The 15,195-nt window shown below is 64.0% G+C and carries 19 protein-coding genes and 1 pseudogene; 9 read left to right on the top strand and 11 right to left on the bottom strand.

The window, feature by feature from the left end; genetic code table 11:
* Nucleotides 1-40: 40 nt before the first annotated feature.
* The 3 genes from NKH28_RS29025 to NKH28_RS29015 form a co-directional block, all read right to left on the bottom strand.
* Nucleotides 41-646 carry a DUF6456 domain-containing protein gene (locus NKH28_RS29025; protein WP_352472136.1) on the bottom strand — a complete coding sequence of 202 codons (606 nt, stop codon included), beginning with the start codon at nucleotides 644-646 and terminating at the stop codon, nucleotides 41-43.
* Between the two features lie 65 nt (nucleotides 647-711).
* The gene (locus tag NKH28_RS29020) at nucleotides 712-1,347 is read right to left on the bottom strand and encodes a GcrA cell cycle regulator (protein WP_352980990.1); all 636 of its coding nucleotides are present in this window, start codon (nucleotides 1,345-1,347) and stop codon (nucleotides 712-714) included.
* 69 nt (nucleotides 1,348-1,416) lie between these two features.
* A complete protein-coding gene (locus NKH28_RS29015) occupies nucleotides 1,417-1,815 on the bottom strand; it encodes a hypothetical protein (protein ID WP_352980989.1) in 399 nt (132 codons plus the stop codon).
* An 82-nt stretch (nucleotides 1,816-1,897) separates the two neighbouring features.
* Between NKH28_RS29015 and NKH28_RS29010 the strand changes: the two genes are divergently transcribed.
* On the top strand, nucleotides 1,898-2,593 hold the full coding sequence (locus NKH28_RS29010) for an XRE family transcriptional regulator (protein ID WP_352457320.1): 696 nt from the start codon (nucleotides 1,898-1,900) through the stop codon (nucleotides 2,591-2,593).
* A 222-nt stretch (nucleotides 2,594-2,815) separates the two neighbouring features.
* Here the strand turns inward: NKH28_RS29010 and NKH28_RS29005 are convergent, their stop codons facing one another.
* A complete protein-coding gene (locus tag NKH28_RS29005) occupies nucleotides 2,816-3,124 on the bottom strand; it encodes a hypothetical protein (protein ID WP_352774426.1) in 309 nt (102 codons plus the stop codon).
* A 149-nt stretch (nucleotides 3,125-3,273) separates the two neighbouring features.
* On the opposite strand from NKH28_RS29005, the gene NKH28_RS29000 reads away from it, so the two are divergent.
* The 5 genes from NKH28_RS29000 (at nucleotide 3,274) to NKH28_RS28980 (ending at nucleotide 7,005) form a co-directional block, all read left to right on the top strand.
* Nucleotides 3,274-3,642, top strand: coding sequence for a hypothetical protein (locus NKH28_RS29000; RefSeq protein ID WP_352774424.1), 369 nt, complete (start codon nucleotides 3,274-3,276; stop codon nucleotides 3,640-3,642).
* Nucleotides 3,643-3,715: 73 nt separating this feature from the next.
* Nucleotides 3,716-4,174, top strand: coding sequence for a GNAT family N-acetyltransferase (locus NKH28_RS28995; protein ID WP_352774422.1), 459 nt, complete (start codon nucleotides 3,716-3,718; stop codon nucleotides 4,172-4,174).
* Nucleotides 4,175-4,272: 98 nt separating this feature from the next.
* Complete coding sequence (gene ybiA / locus NKH28_RS28990) at nucleotides 4,273-4,821, top strand: riboflavin biosynthesis intermediates N-glycosidase (RefSeq protein WP_352774420.1); 549 nt, start codon at nucleotides 4,273-4,275, stop codon at nucleotides 4,819-4,821.
* A 130-nt stretch (nucleotides 4,822-4,951) separates the two neighbouring features.
* On the top strand, nucleotides 4,952-6,193 hold the full coding sequence (gene dinB / locus NKH28_RS28985; protein ID WP_352980988.1) for a DNA polymerase IV: 1,242 nt from the start codon (nucleotides 4,952-4,954) through the stop codon (nucleotides 6,191-6,193).
* 167 nt (nucleotides 6,194-6,360) lie between these two features.
* Nucleotides 6,361-7,005: a hypothetical protein gene (locus NKH28_RS28980; protein WP_352980987.1), complete on the top strand. Its 645-nt coding sequence runs from the start codon at nucleotides 6,361-6,363 to the stop codon at nucleotides 7,003-7,005.
* A gap of 161 nt (nucleotides 7,006-7,166) precedes the next feature.
* On the opposite strand, the gene NKH28_RS28975 is transcribed toward NKH28_RS28980, so the two are convergent.
* Entirely contained in the window at nucleotides 7,167-7,346 is a 180-nt protein-coding gene (locus NKH28_RS28975) for a hypothetical protein (RefSeq protein ID WP_352744173.1), read from the bottom strand.
* A gap of 250 nt (nucleotides 7,347-7,596) precedes the next feature.
* Between NKH28_RS28975 and NKH28_RS28970 the strand changes: the two genes are divergently transcribed.
* Nucleotides 7,597-8,754: a sulfite oxidase gene (locus NKH28_RS28970; protein ID WP_352980986.1), complete on the top strand. Its 1,158-nt coding sequence runs from the start codon at nucleotides 7,597-7,599 to the stop codon at nucleotides 8,752-8,754.
* A 188-nt stretch (nucleotides 8,755-8,942) separates the two neighbouring features.
* On the opposite strand, the gene NKH28_RS28965 is transcribed toward NKH28_RS28970, so the two are convergent.
* Together NKH28_RS28965 and NKH28_RS28960 are read right to left on the bottom strand one after the other, a co-directional pair.
* Nucleotides 8,943-9,818, bottom strand: a complete 876-nt coding sequence (locus tag NKH28_RS28965) for a sigma-70 family RNA polymerase sigma factor (RefSeq protein WP_352980985.1) — start codon at nucleotides 9,816-9,818, stop codon at nucleotides 8,943-8,945.
* A gap of 43 nt (nucleotides 9,819-9,861) precedes the next feature.
* Entirely contained in the window at nucleotides 9,862-10,173 is a 312-nt protein-coding gene (locus NKH28_RS28960; protein ID WP_352980984.1) for a hypothetical protein, read from the bottom strand.
* A gap of 144 nt (nucleotides 10,174-10,317) precedes the next feature.
* On the opposite strand from NKH28_RS28960, the gene NKH28_RS28955 reads away from it, so the two are divergent.
* Together NKH28_RS28955 and NKH28_RS28950 are read left to right on the top strand one after the other, a co-directional pair.
* Nucleotides 10,318-10,683 carry a VOC family protein gene (locus NKH28_RS28955; RefSeq protein ID WP_352770559.1) on the top strand — a complete coding sequence of 122 codons (366 nt, stop codon included), beginning with the start codon at nucleotides 10,318-10,320 and terminating at the stop codon, nucleotides 10,681-10,683.
* Between the two features lie 230 nt (nucleotides 10,684-10,913).
* Complete coding sequence (locus NKH28_RS28950) at nucleotides 10,914-11,138, top strand: hypothetical protein (protein WP_352981004.1); 225 nt, start codon at nucleotides 10,914-10,916, stop codon at nucleotides 11,136-11,138.
* A gap of 45 nt (nucleotides 11,139-11,183) precedes the next feature.
* Here NKH28_RS28950 and NKH28_RS28945 read toward each other — a convergent pair.
* The 4 genes and pseudogenes from NKH28_RS28945 to arsC form a co-directional block, all read right to left on the bottom strand.
* Nucleotides 11,184-12,442: pseudogene (locus NKH28_RS28945) on the bottom strand (MFS transporter).
* A complete protein-coding gene (locus NKH28_RS28940; protein WP_502906679.1) occupies nucleotides 12,439-13,815 on the bottom strand; it encodes an NAD(P)-binding domain-containing protein in 1,377 nt (458 codons plus the stop codon). Before NKH28_RS28940 ends, NKH28_RS28945 begins: the two are co-directional and overlap by 4 nt.
* Nucleotides 13,816-13,865: 50 nt before the next feature.
* Nucleotides 13,866-14,198, bottom strand: a complete 333-nt coding sequence (locus tag NKH28_RS28935; RefSeq protein WP_352490030.1) for an ArsR/SmtB family transcription factor — start codon at nucleotides 14,196-14,198, stop codon at nucleotides 13,866-13,868.
* Between the two features lie 69 nt (nucleotides 14,199-14,267).
* A complete protein-coding gene (gene arsC / locus NKH28_RS28930) occupies nucleotides 14,268-14,690 on the bottom strand; it encodes an arsenate reductase (glutaredoxin) (RefSeq protein WP_352834119.1) in 423 nt (140 codons plus the stop codon).
* Nucleotides 14,691-15,195: the final 505 nt, after the last annotated feature.

Genomic DNA, 15,195 nt, shown 5'->3' with positions numbered 1-15,195 from the left:
TCGATCCGGCCGGTAGTGCCGGCCGGATCGGCGGGGCTTCTCACCTCGGCTTGCGCATCAGCATCATGCCGTAATGCACGGCCAATATGTCGAGCCCGATCTTGAGTAGTTTCACCACCACGTCGCGCGGCTCGCCGGCCTGTTCGGCCAGGCTCTTGACCGTTGCGTCGGCACAGCAGACCTTTTGCACGATGCCGGCGATCTCCCAGTGGGCAAGCGCCCTGGTGGCCTCGGCATGGTCGCGGCCGGCGGACAGGATGTGTTCGGCGACGCCGCTGCCGGTGCGGCCGCCGTCGACGCGCTCGGCCCAGGCCATCGGCTTGGCGGTTGCCTCGGACGAGTTGCGGAAATCCTGGCGGTAGCGCATGCCCGCCTCGCGCTGCTGGCGCGACAGCGAGGTGAGGCCGCTCAGCGGGTCGACGTTGCGCACCCGCACGATGCCGCCGGTCGCTGTGTGGCCGTCATTGGAGACCTCATAGAGGCGCGCTCCTTCCTGCGTCCCCTTCGCCAGCCGCTTGCGGCCGAACCGGTCGTCCTTCAGTGCGAAATCATGGCCGATCTCCTTGCGGATGCGCACCTGCTCGGCCTCGCCTTTCGGCAATCTCGGTGGCCTGGCTTTGACCTTTTGGGCGGTTTTGGTGCTCATCGGCTCGGTCCTCCTGGGTTTTGGTCGTCGGGCTCTGGCTAACTTCCAGCCTCATTGCAACGGGCTCAAATCGCTTCGGCCGGCAGCGTGCGCAGGAAGCGCGCCGCGTGATAGGCGCAGTAGCTTTTCGATGGGTTCGTGCGCATTCCGCAGCACAGCATGTCCAAACCTGGCCGGCTGCCGGGAGCGTCGTTTTCCGCATCCTCCTGCGGCGTCGTGTCGAGCGGCGCGCGGCAGCGCTCGAACAGGCAATCGATGAAGCGCATGGCGGCGAAATGCGGCTGGCGGCCGCCGGCGGCGATCGGGCGCGGCGCCGGCATTTCGAGCGGTGCGCCATCGGTCCCGGTGATCCGAGCCGGACCCGGCTGCCAGGCCGGCGGCGCCAGCCTGGCCGACAGCCTTGCCGGGCGGCAGCGTGGCTCGGCCTTCGGAGCCGACTCCGCTTGATCAGCAGTGCTTGATGGCTCAGGCGCCGAATTTCCGAGCCGGCCGCCAGAGCGTCCGCCACACCAGCCCTTGGATCTGGCAAGGCCGATGGTGCGCAAACGGGCGGTGCGGTGGACGATGCCGATGATGGCCGCGCGTGAGACCGGGCTATGACGCTGCGCACCGAGCTGGGCAGCGATCTTCGCGGCCGACAGTCCGCTCGTCAGCCAGTTCTCGATTTGTTCCAGTTCCGAGGCGGAATAGCGGGCGGCCATGATGTTTCATTCCCTGCAAAAATGGTTGTGTGCGGCGCCGGCTTCGCCGGTCTCAGGCTCGAAAGCCGGTCAGCCTTCGCGTGGTCTGCTGCGATCGCGCTTCATCTCGGCCGCCTGCCTTGTTGCGCCGGACACTGCCTTGCCCGTCCGCTCGTCGAAGGCGATGACCGTGCCGTCTTCGGTGCGGATGCAGGAAACCGCGGCTTCCGCATTGCCGGCCGGCAGGCAATTCGTGGCCGGAGTCGTGAGGGGAACGGCTCCGGCCGTTCCGGCCGCTTGCGCTGCCGGATCCGAGGCGCGAGCCTCGGGCATCGTCCCGGCCGGGGAGGAGGACAGCCGCGACGAAGGGGAAAGGGTTGGCACATGCATGGCCCCGGCGATCGGTTGCGCTACCGCCTCCAGGCGAGCGCTGCCGGCGCGCTGAACGGCGGATTCAAGGACCGAGAGCTGGCGAAGCGACTTGTGCATGCCTACATAAGAGCATAACTCAAATCATAATGCAAGCGATTCTTGCATAGACTAAACCGAATCTTATGCCTCAGATGGAGCCATGGCGAAAACTGCACTGTCGATCAAGGTCGGAGCGGCGATCCGCCGGGCGCGCAAGCAGCGCGGCCTGGTGATGCGGCACATTGCCGAGCACAACGACACCGACGTTGCTGCCGTCGGCAATTGGGAGACCGGGCGCAACCTGCCCAAGACCGAGAACCTTTTGAAGACCGCCGCTTTCCTGCGCGTCGACCCGGTGGCGCTCGGCAAGGGCGAAGTCGTTTTCCTCGAAGATGCCGGACCGGTCGCCGATGCCGAGATCGTCACCGATCCCGGCCCCCTGCCCGCCGGGCCGATGGACATCCAGCTTCTCGGTACCGCCGTCGGCGGCGACGATGGCGACTTCACCTTCAACGGCCAGCCGGCCGGCTATGTCCAGCGGCCGCCGGGGATCCGGCATCTGCGCAATGTGTTTGCGCTGCACGTGCTGAGCGATTCGATGGTGCCGCGCTACGAGCCCGGCGAGATGATCTATTGCGGCGGCCGCGAAGCGTTGCCCGGCGACCATGTGGTGATCGAGACCCTGCCCGAGGAGAACGAGCAAAACGGCAAGGCCTTCATCAAGAAGCTGGTCAAGCGCACCGCCGCCGAGCTGATCGTCGAACAGTACAACCCGCCCAAGACGCTGTCCTTCAACCGCTACGCCATCAAGAACGTCTTCCGCGTCATCCCGCTCAAGGAACTGCTGGGGTATTGAGGCGGGAGCTTTCCCTTCTCCCCTTGTGGGAGAAGGTGGATCGGCGCACAGCGCCGAGCCGGATGAGGGGTGCTGGAAGGAACGCGGCGGAGGAAATGTAGAAGCGTTTTTTAAGCATTTACGCCATCAAGGTAGCGATCCGTCCAACACCCCTCATCCGACCGAGCTTCGCTCGGCCACCTTCTCCCACAGGGGAGAAGGAAGAACACCGTCCCCGCCCCCTCAAGCCCGCCTCGACTGCAGCTCTCGACCGTTGAGCAGGCGCGCCTCGGCGCGGGTCCGTTGCCGGTCGTCGATGAAGGCGGCCTGGATCGAGACGGCGGCGCCCGGCAGGCCGTCGGCCCGGCAGGCCTTGCAGATCAGGCGCCCCGAAAGTGCGGCCAGCGGTGTCTCCGGCATAACCCCATGCCGCTTGAGCTCGGCCGGCTTCCACCACCTGTTGCGGCCGCAGTCGATGCATTCGACGGCAATCGAGACAACATCGGCGATCGTCGCTTCCTTGCCTGCCAATGCCATGGTTATCCCCATCATTGTTCCTGCTTTGTTCGCAACATTATCGGATTTTGGAGCGGAGTCGAGTCGGTTCCGCTTACATCAACGTGAAAGTTTCACTTGTTCGCCTATTTGAGTTATGCTTATACGTGTGAGCAACAGAACCGCAGCCGGCCGGCAGCAAGGGAATGACGATGGACCCAGCCCAGTTCGCCCATGCCTGCGGCTATAGCGGCGACAGCCCGGCCATGCTTGCCGCTTTCGCGGCCATCCGCCAGGACGGCATCCGCAAGGCACGCCAGGGTCATCGCCAGCGCAAGGCGGCGATTGACCGGATGAAGCCGAGCCGCGCTCTGTTCCTGGCGGCGATCCGCCCGGCACAGTCGGCCGAGGAGGCACTCGAGGATACCGCACGCTTCCTGTCGATGTTCCGCAACATGCCGCACTGGCGACAGGAAAGGCGCGCCGCCGACCTCACCCGCGCCAGGCAGCAGCGCCTCTTCGCCCGCTTCTTCCGCCGCCACGGCCACCGCCTCTGGGCGCTCGAGGCGACCTGAAGGCGCGCGGGCCTCCCTTGCAAGTCAAAACGGATATTGCGATCGCCGACACCGCGCCGTATGTCTCCGCGCGATGAGCGAGATCGAATTCCGTCGCGCGCAGGCGCCCGACCTGCCGGCGATCGTTGCAATGCTTGCCGACGATGTGCTCGGCGCAGACCGGGAAGACCCGTCCACGCCGCTTGCGCCATCCTATCTCGATGCCTTCAGCGCAATCGATACCGATCCCAACCAGTTGCTGGCCGTCGCGGTCAACGCCGGGCAAGTGGTTGGAACGCTGCAGCTCAGCTTCCTTCCAGGCATTTCGAGAAAAGGCGCCTGGCGCGGCCAGATCGAAGGCGTTCGCGTCGCCCGGCAATGGCGCTCGCGCGGCGTCGGCAAGCTGTTGATCGAATGGGCGATTGAAACATGCCGTTCGCGCAATTGCAGCTTCGTCCAGCTCACCACGGACAAAGGTCGACGGGAGGCGCACGCTTTTTACGAGCGCCTCGGCTTCACCGCCAGTCATCTCGGCTACAAGATGGCGCTGTAGATCAGCATTTCATCGCATTCAGCGCCGACCGCTCATCTTCGCTACCCACTCTGGATGGAGCATTGACAAGCCGGCCTTTCGCCCTGCTCCATCCGCCCATGATTTACGACCGAACCTGGCTTGAGAAAACCTTTCGCGCAAAGCCCCGGCAGAAGTTCCTGTTCTTCTGGGGCCATCAGCCGTCTAAGGACGGCCGAATAAGCACGTCGTGCTTCAGCCAGTGGTGGCATGCGCCTTTTACCGTCGATGGCCTGAGCTATCCGACTGCCGAACACTGGATGATGGCCGAGAAGGCACGACTGTTCGGTGATGCTCCGACGGCAACACAAATCCTCAGGGCGGCGAGCCCCAAGCAGGCAAAGCAGCTTGGCCGCCAGGTGAGCGGCTTCGATGGCACCAAATGGGATGCAGACAAATATCGCATCGTGACTGAAGGGAGCTTTCAGAAGTTCCGTCAGAACGCGGCGCTGCGCGAATATCTGTTGTCGACGCATGACCGGGTGCTGGTCGAGGCGAGCCCTGTCGACCGGGTGTGGGGTATCGGCCTTGCGGCGGATGACGAGAGGGCGGTGAACCCGCTGCTGTGGCGCGGCGAGAACCTGTTGGGATTCGCGCTGATGCAGGCCCGCGATCGGCTGTGCGGCTGAACATTGCCGTGCGCTCGTCAGCTGCGGCGGCCTCCGCGCTGCTTGACAAACCACCCACAATGTTCTCTTTATGTTCTCACCACAACTCGAGACAATGCGGCGTTCGAACCGCCGCGGGCGAACGGGCCGGATGGAAGCCAACATCCTCCACGCGGATCTGGATGCCTTCTATGCCTCGGTCGAACAGTTGCTCGACCCGGCCTTGCGCGGCAAGCCGATTGCCGTCGGCGGCGGGGTAGTGCTTGCCGCATCCTATGAAGCCAAGGCGTTCGGCGTGCGCGGCGGTATGCCGGGACGGCGGGCGCGGGAACTCTGCCCGCAACTCATCTTCGTCGGCGGCCATTTCAAGGACTATCAGCGGCTGGGCGATGCGGCAATCAAGGTGCTCGGCGATTTCACGCCGGTGGTCGAGCGGATTTCGATCGACGAGGCCTTTGCCGACGTCGCCGGCTGCACCCATTTGTTCGGCTCGCCGGCCGAGATCGCCGGCAAGATCCGCCGCCGCGTGCGGGCCGAGCTCGGCCTGCCGATCTCGGTCGGCGTAGCCCGCACCAAGCATCTGGCCAAGATCGCCTCACAGGTCGCAAAACCGGACGGGCTGGTGGTGGTCGATCCGCGCCACGAGCTGGAGTTCCTGCACCACCTGCCGGTCGAGCTGATGTGGGGCGTCGGCCCGGTCACCAGGCAGCGGCTGGCCGGCATCGGCGTCAACACCATCGGCGAGCTGGCGAAGACCAATGGTGGGGCGCTTGAGCGCCTGCTCGGGCCGGCGGCGGGAGAGAAACTCAACGCGCTGGCGTGGAACCGCGATCCGCGCAAGCTCGAGACGCAGCGCCGGGCGCGCTCGGCGGGTGCGCAATCGGCGCTTGGCCGAAAACCGGCCGAGGAGCAGGTCTTCGTGCCCGCTTTGCTGCATCTGGCCGACAGGGTCGCCACCAGATTGCGGGCGAAATCGCGGCCCGGTCGCACGGTGACGGTTCGCGTCCGCTTTGCCGATTTGCGCTCGGTGACGCGCTCGATCACGCTCGACCAGCCGATTTCGGCAACCGCCATGCTGGCCGAGATCGCCGAGGGGCTGGTGCGCAAGGTGCTCATCGACCATCCGCACGAAAAGACAATCTCGCTGCTGGCGATCGCCGTCTCGCATCTGGAGCAGCATGCCGGCCTGCAACTGGAACTGCCGCTCGGGCTCGACGACGACCGCCGCCGCCCCGGCACCAGCAAGGGCGCGGCGCGCTGGACCGCGGACCGCGCCGTCGACAAGATCCGCGACCGCTTCGGCTGGGAGGCGGTGGGCTACGCCTCGGTCGCGCTCGGGCTACAGCGGTCGGTTCCCGACGCGTTTCGCGAGCTGGCCGAAAAGGAACTGTGAGCCTCGATTACACTTTGGTTGCCAAGTCGCCGGAATGACGTTGAAGGCTGCGGACTTGTGAATTTATCTTGGACCAGTTCGTCGTGCACCGGTTTGGGTATCAACCAGACAGGGTAGCACCCGCTCGCAAATCCTTCCGCCCTCACTTCGAACGACAGGAGATCGGCATGGGACAGAACGCCGGATATTTCGCACTCATCGTTGCCGGACTGGTGACCAATGCAACGACGCTGGCCAAGCCGCTCAACCCGGACCGGGCGATTCCATCCCTGGGCGATATCAACTCGTCGGTGGCCAGCCCGCTGTTCAAGCAGGTCAAGGCCGGGCCGCTGGAGATAAAGCTTGAGGAAACCACGCTTGCCGATGTCGAAAAAGCCTTCGGCGGAGCGATGCACGATGAAGGCGACGCCGGAGATTCACGCCACTGGCTTTGCTATGCCGGCCCCGACGCCGGCGGATCGCCGTCGATCTTCTGGTTCGTCTCCGGCGAGATGGGCGGCTCCGACCACGGTGTCCTGTCCGTCGCCCTGCAGCCGAACCCGGAAGGCAAGGTGCCGGAAGGATGCGCCGGCGCGCCTGCCAGCCTGACAGCTATTGAACTCGATACGCCCGGCGTCGGAGCGCCGCTGAGCGACGTGGCCGCGAAATTTGGCGCCGCCAAGCCCGATCGTTACGGCCATTTCGGCTTCGCCGCCTCTTATCGTCCTTCGTCTCCCGACCAGAAGGACGCCACGGTCACGCAGACGCTCACCTACACAGCCGGGAACGGCAGGATAACCGGCGTGGCGGTGACGCAAGTCACCACCAATTAGGGTGTCCCCGCTCGGTTGGCGAATGGTTCACGTGTGAATGATCTGCCGCGCCCGAGCCAGGCGGCCTGGTTGCTGGCCACCTCGTTATGCAGATTGGTTCTGATGTGCCGCCCGGGCCCGCCCTCCTCCTGCAAATGCGACATTCGAGGCGGCCCTGGTCGTCAGACCAAAAGCGTTGCGGTGCCCCAGGCAATCAGGGCGATGCCGGCCGCCCGGCCAACCCACGGGCCGGCAGGAAACACCGGTTCGACGAGAACCGCGAAGGTCCGGAAATGACCCAGAAGCGGGCGGTCGGCAGCGATCCGAGCAGCAACGATTTTGGCAGGACCGGAAATCGGCATGGAATGCTGCAATCATCATCATGTCCCGTCCAAGTTGTGGACAGTTCCTTCTCAAAGGCGCACTCTTAGCATGCGAAACGCGAGCTAGCGTTTCGTGCAACGCTTCACATGCTTGACTTGCGTCGGTGATTATCTGACCTACCCGGATACTTCCGGGTGGGCAGACCTCACATTGTGTCGCCTATCCGTGATCAGGCTACGGCCTAAGGCACGTTGCAGCCCGTTCCGGATCAACTGGGAGGTAAACAACATGCCTGATTTTCAGCGCAGAGAACTTCTTGTTCAAGGAAGCGCGGCTCTTGCCGCAATTGCTGCTCTCTATACCTCGCGCCGGGCTTACGCTTTTCCAACACGGCCGAACGAGGAAGTTATTCGATGGCTGGATCAGCCGACCGAAAATCCCGATCCGGTGGGTATCCAGAAGCAGCTTGTCTGGGAGGATTTGGATAGCTGGATAACGCCAAACGACAAGTTCTTCAGCATCTCGCATTTCAACCGACCAACGATCGACGAGAAGACATGGTCGATGGAGATCGGAGGCCTGGTCAAGAAGCCCCTCGAGTTAACGCTCGCCGACATCAGGGCGCGACCGCGGCAGGAGGTCGTTTTCACAGTGGAATGCTCGGGCAACCACGGGTTTCCCTTTTTCACCGGCGGCATCGGCAATGCCCGCTGGGCAGGGACGCCGCTCGCCCCGATCCTCGAGGAAGCCGGCGTTCTGGAGAAGGGCATCGAGGTCGTCTTTTTCGGTACCGACACAGGCGAGATCCCGATACGCGACGTCAAGATGCGGCAGAACTTCGCTCGCAGCATGTCGCTCGCCGACGCGATGAACCCCGACAATCTCCTCTGCTATGAAATGAACGGGGCCGCCTTGCCGGCGCCCAATGGCTTCCCGGTACGGCTCATTGCGCCAGGCTGGTACGGGATCGCCAACGTCAAGTGGCTAAAGCGCATCGAGGTTCGCGATACGCGGTTCATGAGCCTTCTGATGGCCCGTGACTATGTCACCATCCGGGAGGAGGACCACAACGGCGAGACCGTATGGGCCGAGACGTCAGTCGGGCGAGCGCTGATAAAGTCCGCGCCTGCGAAGGTTACCCGGAAAGATTCAGATTACCGCATCGTTGGGGCAGCCTGGGGGGCGCCGATCGACCGGGTCGAAGTGCAAATCGATCAAGGGCCTTGGACACCAGCGACCATTGACCACAGTGAGGAGGCCGAACACGCCTGGAAAATTTGGTCCCTGGCTTGGGCAAATCCCTCTCCTGGAGAACACACGGTAACCTCGCGCGCGGTCAGCACCACGGGACAGATTCAACCGGCGATGGACGATCCCTTGATAGCCAAGAAACACACATACTGGGAAAGCAATGGCCAGGTGACGCGCCGCGTGCGTATCGGCTAGAGGATTCTGCCGCCAAATGGAGTCATTTGGCGTCCGCATAAATGCGGCAAAACAGACAGTTAGAGCGAGTTACCGGTTTCAAGAGAACCGGAACCGCTCTAAGAACGTGCTGCCATGTGGCAATTGCGTTTGGGTCACCCAGGAGGAGGCTGCCTGATCGCCATTTCGCACCATTTCCAGCGCTCTCCTCACCCGTCCACCGTTTCAATCTCCGCGTCGACCAGGCACCAGGGCGCGTAGCGGAAGTCGCGGATCTGGATGACCTGATCGTCCCTCCATTCGACCAGCATGAAGCCGCGCACAGCGCCGTCGGCCGCCTGCGGGTCGCGGATGAGGATCGCCGGCCGGCCGTCGACCACGCCGAGCGACAATGTCCAGTCGCTGATACGGTCGTAATTGCCGAAATAGGTCGAAACCTCGGCCTTGCCGCGCAGGCGGACGCGGTTGACGACGTCGAGCCGCACGTCCTCGGCGATCAGTGCCCGCACAGCGTCGAAGTCGCGCGCGTTGAACAGGTCGACATAGCGCCGCAGCCGGCGCTCGTCATCGGCGTCGAGCCTCGGCGCCAGCGCCTGTTCGGGCTGCAGCGCCAGCAGCTTGAGCTGCGCCCGCCCGCGATGCAGCGCGGCCTTGGTGGCGGCGAGCGTCGCGCCGGTGACTTCGCAGGTCTCATGCAGGCTGAGCCCGAGCACGTCGACCAGGATCACGGCGCTGCGCTGCGGCACCGAAAGCTGCATGAAGGAGCGCAGGCCGGTCTGGGCGGCGAGCCGGCTGTCGGCGCTGCCGGAGGGATCCTCGATCACGCTCATGTCGGCCTCGGTCATGCGCGACCTTTCCCGATTGCGCCGCCGCAGATGATCCTGCGCGGCATTGTGGGCTATGCGAAACAGCCATTGCTCGGGACGTTCGACGATCGCACCCCCGTCGATCGCCTGCAGCGCCTTGATCAGGACCTCCTGGACGATGTCCTCGCCGTCGATCACCGAGCCGGCCATACGCGCGCAGTAGCGATGCAGCCTTGGCCGCAACCCGACGAGCAGCACCTCCAAAGTCGCCCTGTTCATTTTCGGCGTAGCTTCCCATTTCTGCGCGAGCGGCTGGCGGGCGCTACCCGGCTTTCTGATCCGCCAGCATACGATAGTTGCCGATGACTTTGACAGGCGATCGCATTGCCGGGGTCGAACGGCGCTGGGCGTGGTTTTCCGCAAATGCCTTGAAGGCGGCAAGCCCGGTCAGCGCCGACGAATCGCCGTCCTGGCCGACGATGTGGACGAACGAGCCGTCGTCCAGCTCGAGCACAAGATAACGCACCGTCGGCGGTGCCGCCTCGCCCAGCGCTTCAAATACTTTTTCGACCAGCACGCGGTTATCTGCCAGGTCGGCTTGGCTCACACTGTATCGAATGAGCGCGTAGTCCATCGTCGTCTCCTGACTGGTTGGTATGAACGAAGGACGACCGGCTGCGCTGAAAAGATTCTCATTGCCGAAGAATCTTTTCGGTTGCCCGCATCGTCTTTCCCGCGTGGGCGGCTGCGCGGCAGCCATCAAGCAGGAGAGACGATCATGCATATCCAGTTTGCCGAGCTTCCGGTGTTCGAGCAGGACCGCGCCAAGGCGTTCTACACCAGGCATCTCGCCTGCCAGGTCATGGCTGACCAGAAGATGGGCGATGGCGGCTGGCGCTGGATCGAGCTGGCGTTTCCGCATGCCGTGACGAACCTGCATTTTGTCAGGCGCGCCGACGACGCACCCGGCGCGGAGCCGGTATTGGTGCTGGTCCACGAAAATGTCGGGGCAATGATCGCGGCCATGAAAGCGGGCGGCGTCGAGATCATCACCGAAGCGCATGAGGCGCCGTGGCAGCCGGGGCGCACAGTGGCGGAGTTTCGCGACAGCGAAGGCAACCGCATGGTCCTCGCCAGCCGATAAGGCACCGGAGCCCTCTGTCCGGCGGGGCGTCGTACCTAAGTCCTACCTCCGGCCGGACCATCGGCCGTACGTCCTTCGTATTATTATTTCGTGACCTCTGCGCGCCGGAACCTTCCCTTGCATCGGGCGTTCGGGCGCTGTATCGCGATGCCTCATATTTAGGCAGGCGGAGGAAATACGAATAAGGGCGGGTGGCAAAACAAACATGGGCCGGGGAGGAGCATCTTACCATGTCGAACCGTAAAATCGGAATGTCCCACAGTTTGGGGCTGCGCGTCGCTGACCTCAAATCCAGAATGCAAAGTGCCCAGATTACCGAGCATGAGATCAAGACGTTTCAAAAGGTTGCCGCCATTATGGGCGGCGCCAAAGGCTCACTGCGCCTCGATGCGGACGATCTGATCGCCGCGTCCTTCCTTGTCGAGCCACCGGACGATCTCCCAATGTCCAATTGAAGACGGATCGAGCCGAAAGGCAGGCTGGCTGAAGCTGGCCAAATCCTATCGGGTTTGAACCTGCGATTGCCGCCGGCGGAGCATCCGCCAGCCCAAGCCGCATGCGAGGATGACGTTGGCCAGCGCCAGGCCGGAAAGCGCGGCCAACGTCCCGTGCGGGCCGAAGCGCTCCAGCAGCAATGCTCCGGCCGAGGGTGCCGCCGCCTGGGCGATCAGGCTCGGCATGGCGAGGCGGCCCATCAGCTTCGCATAGCCGTTCGAGCCGAACAGCGCGAGCGGCAACGTCCCCCGGGCGATGGATTCCAGGCCGATCCCTGCGCCGTAGAAGCCCAGCGCCAGCGGGATGATTGGCATGCCGGCCCAGAGCGTCGAAACGCCGATCGCCACAAACGTAACCGAGGCAAACTTGGTGAAAATCGGATGGTGGTAGCGCGCGATCATCATCTCGATCGCGCGCGCCGCCACCTGTGATGGACCAACCAGCACGCCGAGCCCGACGGCTGCGGCAAGCGCCATGCCGCTGCCTTGCAGGATTGTGAGCAGATGCACCGACAGCGTCGAGGAGATCACCGCGGCAAGCGTAAGTGTCGCGGCCAGAACGATCATGATCGACAGATCGGGATTGCCTTCGCGGGCCGGTGTGGCCTCTTTCAATCCTGGCGCGACTGGCAATCCTGGCCCGACTGGCAATCCTGGCCCGACTGGCGGTTTCGGCGCCTCGCGGGGCAGGATCACCAGATAGAGCGGCAGCGCAATCACCAACTGAACAGCCGCGTAAACCAGGCAGGTGCCGCGCCAGCCGACCTCCCCCAGCAGCAAGGCTGAGATCGGCCAGCAGATGGTGCTCGCAAGGCCGCCGAACAGCGTCAGCATGGTGATGGCGGAGCCCGCGCCCTGGCCGTAGTGGCGGCCAAGCGTCGCGAAAGCGGCATCGTAGAGCCCTGCCCCCATGCCCAGGCCGATGACCAGCCAGGCCGCGATATAGGCCGCAAGATTAGGGGCAAGAGCCAGCCCGATCTGGCCGAGCCCGATGCATCCGGCGCTGAACGCCAGAACGTTGCGGCCGCCATGCCGCTCGATCGACGAGCCGACGCGCGGAGAGATCAATCCTGCCGTGAGCAAGCCGAGAGACAGGCCGCCGACAACCCATGCCAGCGGCCAGCCGGTATCGGAGGAGACTGCCGGCGCGATGACCGCGGGAAGATAGTAGGAAGACCCCACGCCATGATCTGCGTCAGGCCAAGCGCGGTGATGATCGCGCCGCGGCTGCGCACGATGGCCGGCGAAGGCGGCGAAAGACTCATGCCGCGACGCTGCAGCCACAGCCGCCTTTGCCGACCGCCTTCGCCTTGGCGTCGGCGACACAGCAGGCGCTCGAAGCCGCCGGCGCCGGACCGCCGCAGCACCCCTTGTCGGCAATGCCGATCCGCGGCACGGTGCAGACGCCGGTCTCGGGCAGCACGAGCTGGACATTGTCGGCCGCCACCATGTCTCCGGCGATCGCCGCCGCGACCGAGCGGACCTGCTCATACCCGGTCAGCAGCAGGAAGGTCGGTGCGCGGCCATAGCTCTTGATGCCGACTGTGTAGAACCCTTGCTCTGGATGGCTGAGCTCACGGTGGCCGTGCGGCGGCACGTCGCCGCAGGAGTGCTCGTTGGGATCGATCAACGGTCCCAGTGCCTTGACGCTTTCCAGCCATGGATCGAGCTCGAGCCGAAGCTCACGGGTCAGCGACAGATCCGGGCGTTGCCCGGTCGCGGCGATGATGCGGTCGACCGGGCCAAGCGCCTGCAAACCGTCCCTGGTCTGGCCTTCGACGACCAGCCGGCCGTTGGCATCGCGGATCGAAACAGCCGCAAAGCCCGTCACCAGCCTGACGCCGCCGCTCTCGGCGAGTTCGCGCACTTCGGCGCCGAGTTCGCCGCGTGCCGGCAATTGGTCGGCATCACCGCCACCGTAGATGCGCACCAGGTCGGTGCCGCGCGTTGTCCAGATGAAAGCGGTGCCGGCCTCCACATTTGCCAGCCTGGCGAGATCCAGCACCGCATTGGCGGCCGAATGGCCGGAGCCGGCGACCAGCGTCGTCTTCCCCGCATAAAGGCTGCGGTCGCGGCCGAGAATATCGGGGATGCCGTAGGCGATGCGGTCGGCAAATTCGGCCTCGCCTTCTGCAGGAATTCCGCCGGCGCCGAGCGGGTTCGGCATCTGCCAGGTTCCCGAAGCATCGATGACGGCACGTGCGCCGTCGCGCCTTGTACCATCGGCAGTCTCGACCGCCAGCATGAACGGCCGGTTCTCGCGTCCCTTGCTCAGCACCTTGTCGGCGCCCCAGCGCGAAATGCCGACGACCCGGGCGCCGGTTTCGATCGACGGCGACAATTGCGGAAGCTTTGCAAGCGGCTCGAGATAATCCGCGACGAGGTCGTCCGCGGTTGGGAATGCCTCGGGCTCAGGCATCCGCCAGCCATGCGCCTCGAGCAGGTTTCTGGCCGCCTGATCGACGCAATAGCGCCAGGGCGTGAACACACGGACATGGCGCCAATCCCTGAGATTGGATGCAACCGCATTGCCGGCTTCGTAGACTTTGACAGGAATGCCCCGCGCGATCAGGTGGACCGCTGCCGCCAGACCGACCGGCCCGGCGCCGATCACCGCAACGGGGAGTTTTTCGATCATCTCCATGTCTTCCATCCTTCCGGTAATTTCGAATTATAATGGCAAAAAAATCATGCCGCCGTTTTGGCGGCCGCTTCCGCCGATGCCGGCGCACAGGTGGCATCGGCGCAGCATTCGTCCGCGAGGTATCCGATGAGCCCGTTCATGGCGGGATAGTTGGCCCGGCAGATCAGCGTGGTCGCCTGGCGCTCCTGTGTCACCAGGCCGGTGTCGACCAGCCGCTTGAGGTGATGCGACAGCGTCGAGGCAGCGATGCCCAATCTGTCCTGGATACGCCCGACCGGCAGCCCCTCATCGCCCGCCCGCACCAGCGTCCGATAGAGCTGCAACCGCGTCGGGCTGCCGAGGGCTTCAAGTTGCGAGGCTGCTTTTTCGAGTTTCATGGAAATAAGCTATTTCCAGAATCGCTGCACGTCAAGAGAATTTCGACAAAGATCGAAATAAGACGATATCTAGCCGACGCGCTTGCCGCTGGCGTCGATGACCACCTCGCCGTCCTCCTTGGTGAACGGGCCGATATCCGGATTGGGCAGGATATCGAGCACGGCTTCGGAGGGTCGGGCGAGCATGGTGCCGAGCGGCGTCACCACGATCGGCCGGTTGATCAGGATCGGATGCGCCAGCATGAAATCGAGGATCTCGTCGTCGCTCCACTTCGGGTCGCCCAGGCCAAGTTCGGCATAGGGCGTGCCCTTTTCGCGCAGCAATTGGCGCGGCGTCATGCCCATCGCTGCGATCAGCTCGACGAGCTTTTCGCGCGACGGCGGATTTTTTAGATATTCGACCACCTCAGGCTCCTCGCCGGACTGCCTGATGATGGCCAGCGTGTTGCGCGAGGTGCCGCAATCGGGGTTGTGGTAGATGGTGACGGTCATTGCGCGGCCTTCATCTGTCCGATCTGTTTTGGTTCGGCGAGCAGCCACCCTGCAAAGGCCATGGCGAGCAATCGCTTTAGACCTAAATTTGAATCAGCCCCTTACTTCACGGGTTTGCGCCGCCCCATGCCTGCTTGCTGGCGTCGTTGTAGACGGAGCGAGGGACCCTGCCTTCGACAATTTCGCAAAGCGCCAACGTTGCAAGCATAGCGCCAGCGTTGCGGCCGGGTCTATCTCTCCGTTTATGGCAGGGCTATCGCAGATGGAAAGCGGAGGCTTTCGCTCTACGAAGGACCCCCACCCCTAACCCTCCCCACAAGGGGGAGGGAGACTTCCGTCGGCGCCGACCTCGGCAAATTGCCTGCTTTTCGGCGCACGCGGCAGCGTTCCCTCCCCCCTTGTGGCAGGGCTATCGCATATGAGTGATGGCATTGATGAGATAGTCGTCGTTCCAGGCGCATTTCTTGATGCGATGGCTGATGGGAACTTTGGCAGCATCGGCGGC

The sequence above is a fragment of the Mesorhizobium sp. M1227 genome (assembly GCF_040318315.1).
In the GTDB taxonomy this organism is placed as follows: domain Bacteria; phylum Pseudomonadota; class Alphaproteobacteria; order Rhizobiales; family Rhizobiaceae; genus Mesorhizobium.
The sequence above is the reverse complement of the archived record's forward strand: the minus strand, read 5'-3'. Positions and strand labels throughout refer to the sequence as shown.

What these genes read in the sequence shown, in the direction of transcription:
- NKH28_RS29020 (WP_352980990.1), bottom strand. Translation starts at nt 1,347, where the DNA reads ATGGCCGCCCGCTATTCCGCCTCGGAACTGGAACAAATCGAGAACTGG.
- NKH28_RS28965 (WP_352980985.1), bottom strand. Translation starts at nt 9,818, where the DNA reads ATGAACAGGGCGACTTTGGAGGTGCTGCTCGTCGGGTTGCGGCCAAGG.
- NKH28_RS28950 (WP_352981004.1), top strand. Translation starts at nt 10,914, where the DNA reads ATGTCGAACCGTAAAATCGGAATGTCCCACAGTTTGGGGCTGCGCGTC.
- NKH28_RS28970 (WP_352980986.1), top strand. Translation starts at nt 7,597, where the DNA reads ATGCCTGATTTTCAGCGCAGAGAACTTCTTGTTCAAGGAAGCGCGGCT.
- NKH28_RS28940 (WP_502906679.1), bottom strand. Translation starts at nt 13,815, where the DNA reads ATGATCGAAAAACTCCCCGTTGCGGTGATCGGCGCCGGGCCGGTCGGT.
- NKH28_RS28960 (WP_352980984.1), bottom strand. Translation starts at nt 10,173, where the DNA reads ATGGACTACGCGCTCATTCGATACAGTGTGAGCCAAGCCGACCTGGCA.
- NKH28_RS29015 (WP_352980989.1), bottom strand. Translation starts at nt 1,815, where the DNA reads ATGCACAAGTCGCTTCGCCAGCTCTCGGTCCTTGAATCCGCCGTTCAG.
- NKH28_RS28975 (WP_352744173.1), bottom strand. Translation starts at nt 7,346, where the DNA reads ATGCCGATTTCCGGTCCTGCCAAAATCGTTGCTGCTCGGATCGCTGCC.
- NKH28_RS29000 (WP_352774424.1), top strand. Translation starts at nt 3,274, where the DNA reads ATGACGATGGACCCAGCCCAGTTCGCCCATGCCTGCGGCTATAGCGGC.
- NKH28_RS28980 (WP_352980987.1), top strand. Translation starts at nt 6,361, where the DNA reads ATGGGACAGAACGCCGGATATTTCGCACTCATCGTTGCCGGACTGGTG.
- NKH28_RS28955 (WP_352770559.1), top strand. Translation starts at nt 10,318, where the DNA reads ATGCATATCCAGTTTGCCGAGCTTCCGGTGTTCGAGCAGGACCGCGCC.
- dinB (WP_352980988.1), top strand. Translation starts at nt 4,952, where the DNA reads ATGGAAGCCAACATCCTCCACGCGGATCTGGATGCCTTCTATGCCTCG.
- ybiA (WP_352774420.1), top strand. Translation starts at nt 4,273, where the DNA reads ATGATTTACGACCGAACCTGGCTTGAGAAAACCTTTCGCGCAAAGCCC.
- NKH28_RS28995 (WP_352774422.1), top strand. Translation starts at nt 3,716, where the DNA reads ATGAGCGAGATCGAATTCCGTCGCGCGCAGGCGCCCGACCTGCCGGCG.
- arsC (WP_352834119.1), bottom strand. Translation starts at nt 14,690, where the DNA reads ATGACCGTCACCATCTACCACAACCCCGATTGCGGCACCTCGCGCAAC.
- NKH28_RS29025 (WP_352472136.1), bottom strand. Translation starts at nt 646, where the DNA reads ATGAGCACCAAAACCGCCCAAAAGGTCAAAGCCAGGCCACCGAGATTG.
- NKH28_RS28935 (WP_352490030.1), bottom strand. Translation starts at nt 14,198, where the DNA reads ATGAAACTCGAAAAAGCAGCCTCGCAACTTGAAGCCCTCGGCAGCCCG.
- NKH28_RS29005 (WP_352774426.1), bottom strand. Translation starts at nt 3,124, where the DNA reads ATGATGGGGATAACCATGGCATTGGCAGGCAAGGAAGCGACGATCGCC.
- NKH28_RS29010 (WP_352457320.1), top strand. Translation starts at nt 1,898, where the DNA reads ATGGCGAAAACTGCACTGTCGATCAAGGTCGGAGCGGCGATCCGCCGG.